Raw genomic sequence first — 16710 nt, 5'->3', positions numbered from 1 at the left:
GCCTTCTCCTCGTCATGAGCCGGCCTCCACGAACGTTTGGCCCGGACGGCGGACGTTGTACTTAACCGCGCCTGGGGGCGTCCCGTCCGTGAAACCCTCCACCGTATCCAGGCACACGGCTTTGCCGGCAATCCTGATGAATGTGGAGTACCCCTTGGTCACAGGCAAGGTCTTGTTGCACGGCTTGATGTTGATTCCGACGTTCGGGCACATGCTGATGTCCCGGCCTTGTGGATCCGTGGCTACCAGGATCGCGGAGTCCTTGACGCGGACCCATTCCTGGGAGGGGACGTTTTCCACTTTGCCGTCGTGGCCACAACGGAGGATGGCTTCCTTGACGAGAATCTTCATGGTGTCTTCAGGCCTCCTCGAAGTCGACGGTCTTCGCGCGGATCTTCATGGCTTTGCCCGGGGCTTCCAGGACCAGGTCCGTGGCTGCCGTGATGCGAAGTTTGTCCGGTCCCAGTTCCACGGATGACCCGTGCCCGTCCGTGAAGCTGATGGTGCGGGCACCGCCGTCGAGCATTAACTCCTGGCCGTCAGCGCTCCGGAAGGTGTAGCGGCTGTGCCGGGGCGTCCCTGCGTTGTGGTCCGGCGGCTGTTCGCTGCCGTACAGGCCGCCCACGATGATTGCCTGGGCCGGGTCGCTTGCCGGGAGCAGCACCAGGACGGTGTCGCCCGGAGCGGGAGTTGCCACGAGGCCTTTGTCCGGACCGGCCGCGGGGGCGAGGACCGGCGCCCAGGCTGTTTGGAGGTCCGGAAAGGCCGGCAACCGGACCTGCGTTCGTGCCCGCGCTTCGGGATCCTCGGTGTCCACGACGATCCCGAGCGTGAAGACATCGGGCCTGCGTTCCGGTGCTGCGGCGGGTGGCCGGGTGGTCACCGTGGTTTCGTAGCCCGTCCCGTCCAGCCGGTGCGCGGCGCTCGCGATCAGGTAGGTCCCCTCGATATTCGAGGCAACGCCCGCGATTCTGACCTTGCCGCCCGCCCTGAGCCGTGGATTGCCCTCGGCGACGAAAACACCCGTCACCTGTCCGGCCATCCGTGTGTCCAACTCCGCGTGGGCCAGGCCATCCGCGAGCGCAGTGCTGTCCAGGAGTTCGTTGTCCCTCCGGAAGGGACCGCCCGCGCCCACGCTGGCCAGGCCCGGGTCGGCAGAGACACTTGCTTTGGCGTTGGAGGAACTGGTTGTTGCCTGGTGGGTGGACGCGCCCTCGGCGCGCCAGCCGTTGCTTGCGGCACTGGCGTAGGCGGGTTCCTGGCTCACTTCGATCTCCGCTGAATGGAGCGTGGAGCCGAGCATGAGATCCACTGGTTCGCCGTCGCCGTCGAGCCCGGTGAGGGCCAGGGTGCCATCGTGGACCACGGGATAGGCGCCAACGCGGGCGCTTTGTTCCACGAGCAGGCTTAGGTCCGTTCGGGCGCATTGGTAGACGTTTCCCAGGCGCTCGCCGCCGCCCACCACGTTCAGTCCTGTCCCGTCGCAGAGGGTCTTGGCCAAGGTGGCGAGGTCCGCGTCCGCGTGGAGCCGGGTGTACTGGCGTTTTCTCAGCCGATGCAGGGCGTCGTAGGCCCGGATGCGGATTTCCTGGCCGAGATCAGCTCCGTAGCTGTACTCCACCACCGTGACCTCACCCGCGAACAGCGGCGTACGTTGGCCGCCAAGTTCAACCCGGAGGGCATCGCCGGGCGCGGGGTCTACTCCGCCGCGTGCGGCAGCGGTCCTGCCTGGACCCGGGCGCCAAGTGATGAGGCATTGGGCCGGCCTCGCCAGGGAACTGAGCACGTTGACGGACACGATGGCCGCTGTTTCGGCCGTTGTGAGCTTGCGCCTGCCGAGCGTGACGATGAGTTCCGGGAGGCCCTGGAGTTGCCTCACGGTGCCTCACCGACCGGCGGGACTGCGAGGGGTCCGTTGAAGTGGGCGGGGTCGTCGATGCTGTTGTACTCAAGGAGGAGTTTCCAGAGCAGGGGCGTGCCAAAGGCTTCAATGGACAGCCGCCCAAGCTCAGCCGGCGGTACCTCGGGAAGGAGGTCGCCGCCGTCGGGCATTAACGCGTCCCGGTCTGTGCTGCCGTCGCCGGTCACCGGCAGGGTGTCCACGGGTGGTGCCGTCAGGTCCACGGCAGGAAGACGCTGGGCGAGCTCGTAATTCTCGCCGCCTTCCTCGTCCGCGGCTTGGCCCACCCGGACAAACACCATCCGCATCCACGAACGCAGGGGCGAGCCGTCCGGTGCGAAGCGGTCGAAACGTTCCGCCACCTCCGTGACGATGCCCGGCACGTTCCACGCGCGGCCCCAGACGAAACGGACCGACGGCGGCCGACGTTGCCGCTCCACTTCGGCGCTGTTTTCCGCGAGCGCCCAAATGGGCCGGGTCATCTGCCGCACGTCCTGCACATGCAGCGACGCCGGCGCGAGGTCGACGTCGAACAGGAGATCCAGCCTCAATTCCGTGTGGCCGCCGCCAGTGAAGAGGAGGGGATCGTCCGCCAATCCCGTGCCGCTGAGCTTGCCGCCCGCACTGCGCCGCGGCTCCACGCCTGCCGTTCGCTGCATCACCACGGTCTCGGGGTTCAGCAGGCAGCCCAGGTGTTCCCCGGTGTCCTCTATCAGGAAGGCGACCCGTTCCATGTCACACCGCTTCCTGTTCCCGGGCCAGCCTGGCTTGGCGGGCCATCGCCTGGGCTACGGGGTTCGCCGCATTCGTTGGGTTGGCTGGCGGAAGGGGTGGCCGGGGTGCCAGTTCGGGCCAGGTACCAGGTTGGGCGGGGGCTGGTGTGTGTGCGGTGGCTGGCGTGTGCGTGGCAGCGGGGGTGCGTGCGGTGGCTGGCGTGCGGTCCTGCTGGGGTTGAGTGCGTTGTTGGGCCCGCTCTGCGCTCTTTGTTGGCTGGTTGGGGCGTAAAGCGGGCCTTGCAAGGGGAGCGTTTGCGGGCGTTTGGGATCCATCGGGTTGAGATGGTGTGCGACGTCGCAGGGCAGGTGTCCGTTGTGCGGCCTGCTCTGCGTTTATTGGACGCTCCGAAGCACGGACAGCGGGCCCCGGAAGGTGAGGCGCCTGCGTGGGACCGCCTTGTGGGGCCCGCTCTGCGGTCTTTGTTGGCTGGTTCGGGCGTAAAGCGGGTCCTGCAAGGGGAGAGCTTGTAGGCGATGGGGGTCCATCGGGTTGGGATGGTGTGCGAAGCCGCAGGGCAGATGTCCGTTGTGGGGCCTGCTCTGCGCTTATTGGATGCTCCGAAGCGCGCACAGCGGGCCCCGCAACGGGAACGGGTTCGTGTTGTGGGGCCTGGTCTGCGCTCTGTGGTGGCTGGTTAGGGCGTGAAACGGGCCCGGCAAGGGGAGTGCTCGTGGGTGTGTGGGGTCTTTCGGGTTGGGATGGTGTGCGAAGCCGCAGGGCAGGTGTCCGTTGTGGGGCCTGCTCTGCGTTTGTTGGGCGCTCGGAAGCACGTACGGCGGACCCCGCTACGGGAGCGGGTTCGTGTTGTGGGGCCTGCTTTGCCCGCCATAGACGGCGAATGCCACGCAGAGCGGGCCTTGCAAGGAGGGTGGGTGGGGCGGGTCTGGAAGGAACGGAGCCGCCGGCCACCTTAGGGGCCAGCCCTGCGTCCCGCAGCAAGGCAACCCAATGCTCGGGTGCGCCTTCGAGATCAAAGCCGCGGGCCGCCGTCGCGCCTTCCTCAAAGAACCCCGAGGCGGGATCCGGGCCGGACACGACGCTGGCACCCGGATCCACGCCGGACACGTCGCTGGCACCCGCCCCGCCCGGGTTGGCATCCGGCGTCCAGGCGGCGTCAGACCCGCGAACCGGCTCCACCCATGCGGCCACGCGGCGTAACCGCCCGGCCAGCGCCCGCCGCCAAGAGAAGAGGTCAGGCGACGGGAGCGCGGGCATCGTCGAGCTCCAGACGGTCGTAGGCGATGCTCAGGGTCTCGATCGCGAGGTCCTTCCCCAGCGCGTCGAGGGGTGCTCCGAACCAGTCGCACGGCCAGGCGCCCAAGAGGTTCCAGCGCCGGACTTCCGCGGAACCGGCGTCGTTGAGCATGGCGATGGAGACGTTGCGTCGTTCCACCGTCCCGTTCACTGCTTTGAACAGCCACTGCAGCATTTCCGTGGAATCGGTAAGGCCGTACTTCAATGTGACGGGCGTGTATTCGACTTGGCCGGGGATCACGCGGACGGTGCTGTTTTCGCCGCCTGAGCGGTAGAGGATGCGGCCAATCTTCAGGCCAAGGCCCTCGACGTTGGTGAAATGTCCTTGCACCACACCCTGGATCACGAGCTTGAAGTTGTACGCGCGGTACGGGTCCACTACGTTTCCGGGTTGGGCGGCAGGGGTTGGGGTGCTCATGTCAGGCTCCTGCGTTCTCGGTCTGGCTGGTGTTCTCGGCCGACTGCATGAGCTTGAAGATCACGAACTCGGCAGGTTTCACAGGCGCTATGCCAATCAGCGTGACCACTTGCCCGGCGTCGCGGACTTCGGGTGGGTTGGTTTCCTCGTCGCACTTGACGAAGAAGGCCTGTTGAGGAGTAGTCCCGAGCAGGGCGCCATCCCGCCAGACGTTGGTGAGGAACGCGCCGATGTCCCGCCGGATCGACTTCCACAGTGTGTGGTCGTTGGGTTCGAAGACCACCCAGCGTGTCCCGTCCGCCACGGATTCCTTGATCATGTTGGTAAGCCGCCGGACGTTTACGTAGCGGTATTCGCTGGCTTCGGGGGCCTTGGTCCGCGCACCCCACACCCGGATGCCCTCGCCGGGGAAGTAGCGGATGCAGTTCACGCCCGCGGGGTTGAGGACTTCCTGCTCGCCCCGGCTCACCCGCCGCACCAGGTCGAGCGCGCCCTGGATGGGCTCGTTGGCTGGCGCCTTGTGGACTCCGCGGGTGGCGTCCACCCGCGCCCACACCCCGGCGATATGGCCCGACGGCGGTTGGGTCACCTTCTGGCCGGAGACGGGATCGATCATCACGATCCAGGGAAAGTACAGTGCCGTGTAGCCGCCGGGTGACTGCGGCGCTCCCAAGTCTTCCTGGCCGTCCGCCCCGGCGTCGGGTGTGCTGTCGCTCTTCTTCGGCGACGAGGCCGAACCCGTGTCCTCCGGAACCCCGGACGTCGCCGCCCGGGTGAGGGCGCCGACGTCGTCTATTTTCTCGAGCGTGTCCATGATCGCCATGCGGTCCTGACGCAACGGGTGTTCCACGTGCGCCTGCAGTGCCGCGTAGGCTTCGGCGGTGGCGTAGCCGGGGGCTGCCACCATGGAGATGTCGTCCACGGCTTCGAAGAGCGTCAGTCCGTTCGGCGCCGAAGCGGTCCCGGTGAGGCTGCCGTCCGCCCCAATGTTCACCACATAGCAACGGCTTCCTCCGTTTGAGAAGAAGCCGTAAACAGCGTTGGAAAGGGGCGTCCCCGCAGCCGCGTTGCCGACGTATTGGTCCACGAACTGGGTCCAGTTGTCCAGCACGCGGAGTTCACCCACCAAGGCGTTCTTGTCCGGGGCCAGGCCCACAAAGCCGGCGATGCTCGTGTTCACTTGCCCGATGGCTCGCGCGCCGCTGGGCACTTCCTGTACATAAACGCCTGGCGCCTGATAGTTCGCCATGGTGCGCTCCCTTTCCTACCCGTCAAGCGGGCTCAGGTCCACCGGATGATGACCGGCAGGCTGCTGGTGCTGGCCGAGACTTCCCGTTCAGTGCCGCGTACCGCTACGGCAAAGTGCTGGAGTTCGTCCGCCGAGGCCAGGACCTCAAAGTGGCCGGTCGCATCGCTGACGACGGCCGTGGCGGAGGAATGGGCGTGGATGTAGGCGTCGGGGATGCCTTTGTTGTGGACGTCCACCAAGCGTCCGTGGATGCGGCGGGCAACGCCGGTCTTGGCGATGAGTGGCTCCAGGACGGGTGGGCCCGAAGGTTCTTCAAAGCGCAGCGCGACGGGGATCCGGACCAGGAACCCGAGCCCGTCTTCGATGCTTTCCTGGTATTCGCCGGGACGGTATTCGTTGCTGGAAACAATGGAGTATTGGCTGTGGCGTTCCACGGACAGCAGGAGTCGTTCCATGTTGTCGAGTTGTTCGGGGCCGTGGCATTCAATGGCCACCCGCAGTTCGAGATCGAGCACCGGTCCGTCCCGTCGTGAGCGGCCCACCCGGTTGAGGGCGACGGCGTGGACTACTACGGGAGCGTCGGGTGCCGGGACGCCTGCGGTGGGGGAGCCGTCGTCGAACCTGACGCGGTGGGGAGCGACGGCGTCGGAAAGGACCCCGAGCAGGTCGGACAGCGACGAACGCACATAGCCCACGGCAGAACCCCAGCGGTTAGGTGATCCACAAACGTAACTGGGAATAGGTTACTCCCGCAGTCACTGGGGAAACAGGGGTAACTCCATTCGTTTGAGGACGGCCCAACTGGGGGACAGCAAACGTTCCACTGAGCCGTGAATGGAGCATGCGCTGTCCCCCAGTTGCGTGGGGTCCCCTCGTACGGGTCAGGCCAAGCCGGGAACCCGATCGTTGATGGTGAAGGACTTCTTTGGTGCTGACCGGTGCGCCGGGCTTGGTGACGTAGTCCAGCACGCGGAAATCCGCCGTCATGGAGTCCTTGGTGATGCGGGTGTTCACGTAGCCGCGGTTGTCGTTGTAGAACTTCAGGTGCGGGTTCCAGGCCATGGTCGGGTCCGTGGTGGAGCCGCTGCCGTCGCCCGTGGACGTGATGGAGGAGCACACCAGTTCTGAACCGACCACCGGGGAGGCCGGATCCTTGTAATCCACCTTGAGGTCGGTGGCCCAGTGGCGGTGGACGTCGCCGGTAAGCACGACGGCGTTGCGCACCTTCGCGTCCACCCAGCCTTGGGTGATGCGGCGGCGGGAGGCTGCGTACCCGTCCCAGCCGTCCATGGAGACGTCGTCGACGTCGGCCGCCTTGTCGCGGTCCCGCTCGGCGAAGAAGACCTGCTGGCCCAGGATGTCCCAGCGCTGCGTGGAGTTCCTGAAACCGTCCAGCAGCCACTTTTCCTGCTCGGCGCCGGTGATGGTGCGGTTCTCGTCCAGGCGCTCGGCAACGTTCTTCCGCCATCCGTCACCGGCGAGCTGGTCGTCGCGGTACTGCCGGGTGTCCATCATGTGGAAGTTGGCGAGCTGACCCCACTGGATGGTGCGGTAGATCTTCATGTCGAAGCCTGCCGGCAACGAGGACCGGCGCAGTGGCATGTTCTCGTAGTACGCCTGGAACGCCGCTGCACGCCGTTGCCGGAAGTGTTCGGTGGTGTCGTTGAGCTGGGCGGGGTCGCTGTTCTCCGGGATGTCGTCAGCCCAGTTGTTGTCCACCTCGTGGTCGTCCCACACCACCAGCCACGGGGCGATCGCGTGGGCTGCCTGCAGGTCGGTATCGGCCTTGTACTGTGCGTGCCGTTGGCGGTAGCTGGCCAGTCCCACGGTCTCGGGGCCTTCATGGTCGCGCGGGTTGCCGCCGCCGATCACGTAGCTGTCCTTCTTGTATTCGTAGAGGTAGTCGCCCAGGTGGAGCACCAGGTCCGGGTGGTCCTCCGCGAGGCGGGAGTACGCCGTGAAGTAGCCGTGCTCGTACTGTGCGCAGCTGGCGAAAGCCATGGCCAGGGCGGCCGGAGTTTCTCCGGGGGCCGGGCTGGTGAGGGTTCGTCCCACGGCGCTGACGTGGCGGCCCGTCCGGAACCGGTAGAAGTACTCCCTGCCCGGCTTGAGGCCTTTTACTTCCACGTGGACTGAGTGGGCGGATTCGATGCGGGCATGTTCGACGCCGCGGGCTACTGTCCGGCGCATGGCCTGGTCCGTGGCCACCTCCCAGGCAACGGCAACTTTTCGCGAGGGCATGCCGCCCAGGCCATCTTCGGCCACGGGGTTCACGGCCAGCCGGGTCCAGATGACGAAACCATCGGGCCAAGGCTCGCCGGAGGCGATGCCCAGCGTAAACGGATCTGTGCGGAGACCGGCGTCGTCCGCTGTTGAAACGGCCACCGCACTGTTGGGGAGTGCGGCAACCACGCCGGCGCCGAGGCCGGCGGAAATCAGGGATCTGCGGGTGATGTTTTCCATGGCCTCGACGCTAAGGAACCCTAGTTGACAGCTGCCGAGGGTGGTGTGAATGGGGAGTTAACTGTGTGACAAAAGCGGTTAATCCATGTCGGTGCTGCTCCGATCGAGAAACCTGCCTGACCCGCCAACGAACAAGCAACTCTTCCCTCGCCAGCGGCCATCACCGCAGCGCTCGAACACGACCCGCCCAGCGAACCCCAAAACAAGGACTGAATAAGTCAGCGTCGGTCTGCTCATCAGTGGTTCACAGGTAAATGTGTTAGGTTCTATCCATCAGACATTGCCCCCCTCTGAGCTTCGGCTCAAGGGGGCAATTTTCGTTAACGGGACGAGTCGGTGAAGTGTGGAGTACACCAAGGAATTCAAAGAGCGCGAAGAGTTGCTTCAACATCTGGAGGACCGTGGTCTGGCAGTTCCTGACCGCGATACAGCGCTGACGTTCCTTACCAGGGTGGGCTACTTCCGGTCGGGTGCGTACCGATACATCTTTCGACGACTCCTTCCGGCCCACGAAGTCGACACCAGACTCCACCAGTACCGTTCGGATGACTACATCCCCGGCGCAAGTATCGACCATGTCATGGCGTTGGAAGCGTTCGATTTCAAGCTCGCCCGCGTCTGCCAAGAAGGCCTGATGGACTTCGAAGTTCGTCTGAGGGCTGCGATTGGCCATACCCTCGCGGCGAAGGATGTGGCCGCACATGCGTCCAAGAGGTTCCTTGATGAGCACAATTGTGATCGGCCCGCGGGAGGTCGTACGAAGTTTGAGGCATGGACGTCCACCTGGCGGGGCGCTGTCGGGGCAGCGGCAGAAGACGAAGATTTCCTCAAGCATCACTTGCTGAAGTATCCGCAGCAAGAGGTCCCTATCTGGGCCGTCACCGAGGTGCTGAGCTTCGGAAATCTGCCGTATCTCTTTGAATTGATGCAGACACCTGATGCTCGCGAGGTAGCGCGCATGTTTGGGTTCGCCCACCCGCGGCGCTTCGGTGCAGTGCTCCGGATGATGGTTGACTTCCGGAACGCGTCTGCGCACGGCTCCCGGCTTTTCAATCGGGCCTTCAAAAGGGCTATCTCGCTCAAGGAGCACGACACCATCGGTGCCTTTTTGGCACATCTGACTCGACCTGACTTTACGGCCACGCCCAAAGCACATCAGAGACTCTACATTTATGCAGCAACCCTGGCCTTCATGCTTCGGTCGCACTCCGGCGGAACCAATTGGCACCTGACCTTTAGAACCCACATTAAGAAGTTGGATATCAGACTTCGCGCCCCAGGTGGGGCTGAACTCCTTTCTCCGTGTGTAAGCATGGGATTTCCCGAGGACTGGCAGAACTTCGCATTATGGCAGTCGCGGTGACTTCGAGCAGGTTCTAAGCCAGCGTCGCCCGCTTCGTCTGCCACCACGCCACCGTTGCCGCCGATGCATCTGGGAGCGGGGTTGGCTCCAAGCCAAGGAGCGTTTGGCTCTCGCTCGAATCCATGACGAACGGCCGCTCGAACTGGTAAAGCAACTCCGCCAGTTCCCGCATGTCCGTGGCGAAAACGCCCGCAGCGCGCAGGACCCAGCCGGGAATGGCAGTGACCTTGGGGGTCCGCACACCGGCCGCAGCAGCGTAGGCGCCGGCGAGTCCGCGCTGGGTTATCGCCGGACCCGTCGGCGCATGCAGCACGCGGTTCCACAGCTCGGGCCTTTGGGCCGCAGCAATCATGGCCGCGGCCAGGTCGGGGACGAAGGTAAAGGAGTGCGGCTGGTCGGCACTTCCCACCACTTGGACCGTCTTCCCTGCCAGGACCAGCGGAACCATGCGTTCCCCGGCGTGGGCCATCATGACCCGCGGCCCGAAGAAGTCGCCCGCCACGATGCTCACGGTGTTCGCTGCATGGGCCTGCCGCGCCTTGAGCAGCTCCGTCCGGACGCCACGTTTGCCGCCGGTCGCCTCGCGTGGGCCGGCCTCCGTCATGATGCGGTCAGGCTCGCTGTAGGAGTAGAGACTTTCGGGAAAAACGACGACGGCGCCCGCGGCTGCCGCTGCGTCCATCACCACCTGCTCGGCCCCAGGATGTTCAGCTGCCCATTCCTTTGCGCGGTACTTGGAACCGTGAATGCAATGGAAGATGGCCTGCGCGCCGCGAACTGCTTCGCTGAACTGAGCGGCGTCAGAGGCGTCTCCGCGCACGCGTTGGATCAGGGGATGCTCCGGTCCGCTGCCTGATCTGGTGACCACGCGGACTTCGTTCCCTTGCATGGCTAGAGCTTCAGCCACGGTCCATCCAACAGGTCCTGCTCCGGTGACGACGTACATGGGGTTCCTTTCCTGGCTACCTTTGAAATAGAGAGCAGTGCTCTCATAAATCCAGAATGAACCCGGCTGCACAGAAAGTCAAGAGCAGTGCTCTCTTTTGTTGACGACGCTCTCAAGTGTGGCAAGCTGTCCACATGCCTGAGACCGCCAAACCACCTACCCCCAGGCAACGCGCCCGCGCCCAAACCATCGCCGACATCGTCCGGCTCGGCAGGGAACATCTGGCCACGCATGGAGCTGCCGCGCTTTCCCTTCGCGCTGTTGCCCGCGACCTGGGAGTGGTCTCCTCGGCCGTTTACCGCTACGTCGAGAGCCGCGATGAATTGCTGACCCTCCTCCTCATCGATGCCTACAACGATCTCGGTGACGAGGTGGACGCGGCGGTGGACTCCGCCGGCGGACAGGACTTCGCGGGGCAGTTCCACGCGTTGGGCATGGCCGTCAGGAGATGGGCACTTCGTGAGCCAGCCAGCTACGCACTCCTGTTCGGCAGTCCAGTCCCCGGGTACCAAGCCCCTGGGGAGCGCACCACGGTGCCCGGCACCCGCGTCATTGTTCGCCTCGTTGGAATTTTCGACGCCGCCTTTCGCGCCGGCGCCTTGACCGCAGAGCTGCCTCCCGACGTCGTAATTCCTCCCAAGCTCGCCGGGGATCTGGCGAGAATCCGCGCGGAGATGGGGCTGGCGGCACCGGATGCGTCGCTCGCGAGGGGCGTGCTGGTGTGGACGTCCTTGTTCGGGGCGGTGAGCTTTGAGGTGTTCGGTCAGTACGGCGCTGACACTTTTGCCGCCCGTGAAGAACTCTTCGAGCATCAGCTTGGCGTGCTGCAGGGAGTCGCGGGGCTGTAAGGGGCGGAAGTAGAGTATTCGGATGGCTCGTGGACTGGTTGACATCGGTGCGGAGGGCGTCCTGCTCGCCGGTGCCGGGCGTGCCATCCTTCTCCAGATCGCCGATCCCCGGGTGGGTCACGGCGTGGCGGAGCACAGCAATTTCGCCGATCGGCCGCAGGACCGGCTCAAAGCCACGCTGACCTACGTCTACGCAGTGGTGTATGGGACGGAGGAGCAAGTGGCGGCCGTCCGTCGGGCGGTCAACCGGGCCCACGCCCCCGTCCGGCGAACAGCCGACGACAAGTCCAAGGGCTACAGCGCCTTCGATGCCTCGTCGCAACTCTGGGTGGTGGCTACCCTCTACAACACGGCCCTCACTGTCTACGAGCAAGTCCACGGAAAGCTCGACGAGGACACCGCCGACCTCATGTACCGCGACTACGCCCGGATCGGCACAGCCCTGCAGCTTCCGGCGGATATGTGGCCGGCGGATCGGGCGGCGTTTGCCCAGTACTGGAATGCGCAGATGGCGGTGCTGCAGCCGGACGATAAGGCACGGAAGGTCGCCAGGGACTTGCTCTATCCAGTCGGCGGTCCGGCGCTCATGCGACTCGTGATGCCTGTTGCCCGCTTTCTCACGGTTGGTTTGTTGCCTGACGATCTGCGGCAAGGGTTCGGCTTCGATTGGACGCCGGTTCAGGCGCGCCGCTTCGACCGCGCAATGCGCCTTGTGGGGCGCGTGTACCCACGATTGCCGCAGCGGATCCGGTACTGGCCACGGGACTATTGCCTGAGCACGCTGAAGCCGGCGCCGCTCAGGGGCGCGGTTCGGCATGCGTAATTCCACGTCCGTTGAGCGGTCGATCGATGCCCTCGCCCACCGCTACCTGGACCGCTCGGCAGGTGGCTTGCGTGCAGGACTTACCGAATTTGTTGTCTTCGGGCTGAAGCAGGCGTGGGCATGCGTTTTCGGAGCCTTGCTGTTGGCTGTGATCATCGCGGTGCGGCTCTGGTACCCCTCCGGGGCGGGCCTGGCCAGCAATGACTTCCTGACCCTCGCGGCCGTGGCAATCCAGGTGTTGATGGTGGTCTTCCGGCTGGAGACCCTGCGCGAACTTCGCGTGATCGTCCTGTTCCATGTGGTGGGAACAGTCATGGAGTTGTTCAAGACAGACGTTGGCTCCTGGTCCTATGGTGCGGAGGGGATCCTCCGCATCGGCGCGGTTCCACTGTTCAGCGGCTTCATGTATGCCGCCGTGGGCTCCTACATGGTCCGGGTGTTCCGGCTGTTCGACCTCCGCTTCGACCGCTACCCTCGACGATGGATCACAGCCCTTGTAGCGGCCGGGATCTACATCAATTTCTTCTCGCACCACTACATCGTCGACTTCCGCTGGGTGCTGCTGGCCGCCGTCGTACTCGTTTACGGCAGGTGCGTGATGCACTACCGGGTGTTCCGCAAGCGCTTCCGGATGCCCATCCTGGTGTCGTTCCTGCTGGTGGCGCTCTTCATCTGGTTCGCGGAGAACATCGGCACGTGGTCCCGCGCGTGGCTCTATCCGAACCAGTTGAACGGGTGGCAGGCCGTCTCGATCGACAAGCTGCTGGCGTGGTTCCTGTTGATGATTATTTCGGTGGTGCTGGTGGCATGGGTGTACAAGCCGGAGCCGCCCGAGCAGTTCACCGTGGGCGAAACGAACGCCGAAACCCGCGTGAATACAGGGAAGTAGCGACGTCCAAAACCAAAGTTGAGCGTACCTCACTCAACTTTGGATTGACATCTTTTCGAGGCTGAGTACAGTTGAGTGCAGAACGCTCAACTAGCCGATTGTTGAGTGGGCTCCCGACAGCAAAACCCGCCTCAGCGGAGTGCTGTCGAGTGCAATCATCAACATCGGTCATTGAAAGGAAACAAGATATGTCACGTGCAGTAGGTATCGACCTCGGAACCACCAACTCCGTGGTCTCTGTTCTTGAAGGTGGCGAGCCCACCGTCATCGCCAACGCAGAAGGCGGCCGCACCACGCCGTCCGTCGTCGCGTTCTCCAAGTCCGGCGAAGTCCTGGTTGGCGAGATCGCCAAGCGCCAGGCCGTCAACAACATCGACCGCACCATCGCCTCCGTCAAGCGCCACATGGGCACCGACTGGACCGTCGCCATCGATGACAAGAAGTACACGCCGCAGGAAATCTCCGCGCGTATCCTCATGAAGCTCAAGAACGACGCCGAGAGCTACTTGGGCGAAAAGGTCACCGACGCTGTGATCACCGTTCCGGCCTACTTCAACGACGCCGAGCGTCAGTCCACCAAGGAAGCCGGCGAGATCGCGGGCCTCAACGTCCTCCGCATCGTCAATGAGCCCACCGCGGCTGCCTTGGCTTACGGCCTGGACAAGGGCAAGGAAGATGAACTCATCCTGGTCTTCGACCTCGGTGGCGGTACCTTCGACGTTTCCCTCCTCGAGGTAGGCAAGGACGAAGACAACTTCTCCACCATCCAGGTCCGCGCAACCGCCGGTGACAACCGCCTCGGTGGCGACGACTGGGACAACCGCGTGGTCGAATGGCTCCTGAGCCAGCTCAAGGTCAAGGGCATCGACCTCTCCAAGGACAAGATCGCCCTCCAGCGTCTCCGTGAAGCCGCAGAGCAGGCCAAGAAGGAACTGTCCTCCTCCACCAGCACCAACATCTCCCTCCAGTACCTCTCCGTCACCCCCGACGGCCCGGTCCACCTGGACGAGCAGCTCACCCGTGCCAAGTTCCAGGACCTCACCAAGGACCTGCTGGACCGCACCAAGAAGCCGTTCCACGACGTCATCGCTGAAGCCGGCATCAAGGTTTCGGACATCGACCATATCGTGCTCGTCGGTGGCTCCACCCGTATGCCTGCCGTCTCCGAGCTCGTCAAGGAACTCGCTGGCGGCAAGGAGCCCAACAAGGGCGTCAACCCGGACGAGGTTGTGGCCGTTGGTGCCGCGCTCCAGGCCGGTGTCCTGAAGGGCGAGCGCAAGGACGTACTGCTCATCGACGTCACGCCGCTGTCCCTCGGCATCGAAACCAAGGGTGGCGTCATGACGCACCTGATCGAGCGCAACACGGCTATCCCCACCAAGCGTTCGGAGACCTTCACCACCGCTGACGACAACCAGCCGTCCGTGGCCATCCAGGTCTTCCAGGGCGAGCGTGAATTCACCCGCGACAACAAGCCGCTGGGCACGTTCGAACTGACCGGCATCGCCCCGGCACCGCGTGGTGTTCCGCAGGTCGAGGTCACCTTCGACATCGACGCCAACGGCATTGTGCACGTGTCCGCCAAGGACAAGGGCACCGGCAAGGAACAATCCATGACCATCACCGGTGGCACGGCGCTCTCCAAGGACGACATTGACCGCATGGTCCGTGAAGCCGAAGAGCACGCTGCAGAGGACAAGGCACGCCGCGAAGCTACGGATACCCGTAACTCCGCAGAGCAGCTCGCCTACTCGGTGGAGAAGCTCATCGCCGAAAACGAGGACAAGCTGCCTGAAGAGGTCAAGACCGAGGTCAAGGCCGACGTCGACTCCCTCAAGTCCGCGCTCGAAGGCACCGACGACGCAGCCGTGAAGACGGCGTTTGAGAAGCTGCAGGCTTCCCAGACCAAGCTCGGCGAAGCCATCTACTCGCAGGCTGCAGCAGCCGACGCCCCGGGTGCCGGTGCTGAAGGTGCTTCCGCAGGTGCCGCTGGCGACAAGGCCGACGAGGACATCGTCGACGCCGAGATCATCGACGAAGACGAAGCGAAGAAGTAACCATGCCTCATCACGGCAACGAAGCAGAGCACTCTGAAGGCAACGAGCAGCGCAAGCCGGTCATTCGGGACAACCGCAAGGTTGACCCGGAGACCGGGGCCGCCCGCCACCCTGAAGGCGAAGCGAACGCCGAAGGCAACGCTGCGTCCACCGAGGGCGACGCCCTGTCCCAGGCTGAGGAAATCCTCAACGGGGTAGAGGTTCCGGCTGAAGAGTCGGTCGCACCCGGTGCCGCGGCGGAGGCCCAGGCAGCCGAACTGCGCAACGACCTCCTCCGCCTGCAGGCTGAGTACGTCAACTACCGCAAGCGCGTGGAACGCGACCGCGCCGTAGCAGGGGAGATGGCCGTCATCGGCGTCCTGAACTCCCTGCTCCCGGTGCTGGACGACGTCGACGCCGCACGCCAGCACGGTGACCTCGAAGACGGCCCCTTCGCCGCCATCGCCACCAAGCTGGAAAACGCGCTGAAGACGTACGGACTGGAGCGCATCGCGGACACCGGAGTCGAATTCGACCCCACCATCCACGAGGCACTCATCCAGCAGCCCGGCGAGGACATCGAAGTAGACACGGTCAGCCAGGTGCTGCGCTCCGGATACCGCTCAGGCGAGCGTGTCCTCCGGGCAGCCCAAGTGATCGTCGCAGTACCGGCTTAGCACTCTTCGAGATGGCAGTTTGTGACAGTGTTTCAATGAAACATTGGCATGAACTGCCATCTCGTTCCCGAATGAAAGGAAACGCTCTTGGCCAGCCAGGACTGGGTTGAAAAGGATTTTTACGCGATCCTTGGTGTTGCCAAGGACGCGTCCGACGCTGACATCAAGAAGGCTTACCGCAAGCTTGCGCGGCAGTACCATCCGGATACCAATGCCGGGGACGCTGTCGCGGAGAAGAAGTTCAAGGACATTTCCGAGGCCTACTCGGTACTGTCGAGTCCTGAGGACCGGCAGCAGTACGACGCCATCCGCGCCATGGGTGGTGCCCGGTTCGCTCCGGGTGCAGGTGGTCGAGGCGGCGCCGGGGCCAACGGTGGTTTCGAGGACCTGTTTGGTGGCCTGTTCGGTGGCGGCGCAGGCGCACGCCAGCCGCAGGGCGGTGGCATTCCGCCGGAGTTTGCTGACCTTTTCGGCGGTGGATTCGGGGGAGGCCAGACCGGCTTCCAGCGCGCCCCGCAGAAGGGCTCGGACCGTACCGCCACCACGTCCATCTCCTTCGCCGGTTCCATCAAGGGCACTACGGTGAGCCTGCGCGAGAGCAACGGCAACGTCATCGACGTGAAGATCCCGGCCGGCATCAAGGATGGCCAGAAGGTCCGCCAGCGCGGCAAGGGCAACGTTGGCCCGGCCGGCAACGGGGACCTCATCATCACCGTCAGCGTGAAGCCGCACGACTTCTTCCAGCGCGACGGGGACAACATCCGCGTCCATGTGCCTGTCACGTTCGGGGAGGCGGCGCTGGGCGCTACCATCGAGGTTCCAACGCTCGACGGCGACACCGTCAAGTTGCGCGTCCCGGCGGGCACTCCCGCAGGCCGCACGCTGCGTGTGAAGGGCCGGGGCGTGAAGACGTCCAAGACGACCGGCGACCTGCTGGTGACCATCGACGTCGCCGTTCCGCAGAACCTGAGCAAGGAAGCGGAGGAGGCCGTGAAGGCGTTCGCTGCGGCGACTTCCGACGCCAACCCGCGTCACGACCTGGCCGCGAAGGCCCGGTTGTAAGGAGA

At 64.5% G+C, this 16710-nt stretch carries 14 protein-coding genes and 1 pseudogene; 7 read left to right on the top strand and 8 right to left on the bottom strand.

What is annotated here, in order from left to right; genetic code table 11:
• Positions 1 to 12: 12 nt before the first annotated feature.
• The 7 genes and pseudogenes from ACIPV6_RS12355 to ACIPV6_RS12325 all read right to left on the bottom strand — a co-directional run bounded on the left by ACIPV6_RS12355 (position 13) and on the right by ACIPV6_RS12325 (position 8061).
• Positions 13 to 351: a hypothetical protein gene (locus tag ACIPV6_RS12355; RefSeq protein ID WP_400271160.1), complete on the bottom strand. Its 339-nt coding sequence runs from the start codon at positions 349 to 351 to the stop codon at positions 13 to 15.
• Between the two features lie 7 nt (positions 352 to 358).
• A complete protein-coding gene (locus tag ACIPV6_RS12350) occupies positions 359 to 1879 on the bottom strand; it encodes a phage baseplate assembly protein V (protein WP_400271159.1) in 1521 nt (506 codons plus the stop codon).
• On the bottom strand, positions 1876 to 2634 hold the full coding sequence (locus ACIPV6_RS12345) for a hypothetical protein (RefSeq protein ID WP_400271158.1): 759 nt from the start codon (positions 2632 to 2634) through the stop codon (positions 1876 to 1878). Before ACIPV6_RS12345 ends, ACIPV6_RS12350 begins: the two co-directional genes overlap by 4 nt.
• Before the next feature lie 1235 nt (positions 2635 to 3869).
• Positions 3870 to 4349 (bottom strand): phage tail protein, encoded by a 480-nt coding sequence (locus tag ACIPV6_RS12340; protein ID WP_397323589.1) that lies wholly within the window; start codon positions 4347 to 4349, stop codon positions 3870 to 3872.
• A 1-nt stretch (position 4350) separates the two neighbouring features.
• Positions 4351 to 5598, bottom strand: coding sequence for a phage tail sheath family protein (locus tag ACIPV6_RS12335; protein ID WP_400271157.1), 1248 nt, complete (start codon positions 5596 to 5598; stop codon positions 4351 to 4353).
• Between the two features lie 32 nt (positions 5599 to 5630).
• Positions 5631 to 6293 (bottom strand): hypothetical protein, encoded by a 663-nt coding sequence (locus tag ACIPV6_RS12330; RefSeq protein ID WP_400271156.1) that lies wholly within the window; start codon positions 6291 to 6293, stop codon positions 5631 to 5633.
• A 186-nt stretch (positions 6294 to 6479) separates the two neighbouring features.
• A pseudogene (locus tag ACIPV6_RS12325) lies at positions 6480 to 8061 on the bottom strand (alkaline phosphatase D family protein).
• 343 nt (positions 8062 to 8404) lie between these two features.
• Here ACIPV6_RS12325 and ACIPV6_RS12320 point away from each other — a divergent pair.
• Complete coding sequence (locus ACIPV6_RS12320; protein WP_400271155.1) at positions 8405 to 9424, top strand: Abi family protein; 1020 nt, start codon at positions 8405 to 8407, stop codon at positions 9422 to 9424.
• Between the two features lie 13 nt (positions 9425 to 9437).
• On the opposite strand, the gene ACIPV6_RS12315 is transcribed toward ACIPV6_RS12320, so the two are convergent.
• Complete coding sequence (locus tag ACIPV6_RS12315) at positions 9438 to 10370, bottom strand: NAD-dependent epimerase/dehydratase family protein (protein ID WP_400271154.1); 933 nt, start codon at positions 10368 to 10370, stop codon at positions 9438 to 9440.
• A 134-nt stretch (positions 10371 to 10504) separates the two neighbouring features.
• Here ACIPV6_RS12315 and ACIPV6_RS12310 point away from each other — a divergent pair, with 134 nt between their 5' ends.
• The 6 genes from ACIPV6_RS12310 (at position 10505) to ACIPV6_RS12285 (ending at position 16705) form a co-directional block, all read left to right on the top strand.
• Positions 10505 to 11218 (top strand): TetR/AcrR family transcriptional regulator, encoded by a 714-nt coding sequence (locus ACIPV6_RS12310; RefSeq protein WP_400271153.1) that lies wholly within the window; start codon positions 10505 to 10507, stop codon positions 11216 to 11218.
• Positions 11219 to 11240: 22 nt separating this feature from the next.
• On the top strand, positions 11241 to 12041 hold the full coding sequence (locus ACIPV6_RS12305) for an oxygenase MpaB family protein (protein ID WP_400271152.1): 801 nt from the start codon (positions 11241 to 11243) through the stop codon (positions 12039 to 12041).
• On the top strand, positions 12034 to 12930 hold the full coding sequence (locus tag ACIPV6_RS12300; protein WP_400271151.1) for a DUF817 domain-containing protein: 897 nt from the start codon (positions 12034 to 12036) through the stop codon (positions 12928 to 12930). Before ACIPV6_RS12305 ends, ACIPV6_RS12300 begins: the two co-directional genes overlap by 8 nt.
• A gap of 188 nt (positions 12931 to 13118) precedes the next feature.
• Positions 13119 to 14987 (top strand): molecular chaperone DnaK, encoded by a 1869-nt coding sequence (gene dnaK, locus ACIPV6_RS12295; protein WP_400271150.1) that lies wholly within the window; start codon positions 13119 to 13121, stop codon positions 14985 to 14987.
• Positions 14988 to 14989: 2 nt separating this feature from the next.
• Positions 14990 to 15643 carry a nucleotide exchange factor GrpE gene (locus ACIPV6_RS12290; RefSeq protein ID WP_400271149.1) on the top strand — a complete coding sequence of 218 codons (654 nt, stop codon included), beginning with the start codon at positions 14990 to 14992 and terminating at the stop codon, positions 15641 to 15643.
• Positions 15644 to 15730: 87 nt separating this feature from the next.
• Positions 15731 to 16705, top strand: coding sequence for a DnaJ C-terminal domain-containing protein (locus ACIPV6_RS12285; protein WP_400271148.1), 975 nt, complete (start codon positions 15731 to 15733; stop codon positions 16703 to 16705).
• Positions 16706 to 16710: the final 5 nt, after the last annotated feature.

The organism is Paenarthrobacter sp. NPDC089988 (assembly GCF_044748465.1).
Taxonomy (GTDB): Bacteria; Actinomycetota; Actinomycetes; order Actinomycetales; family Micrococcaceae; genus Arthrobacter.
This window is presented reverse-complemented; position numbering and strand designations above follow the sequence as displayed.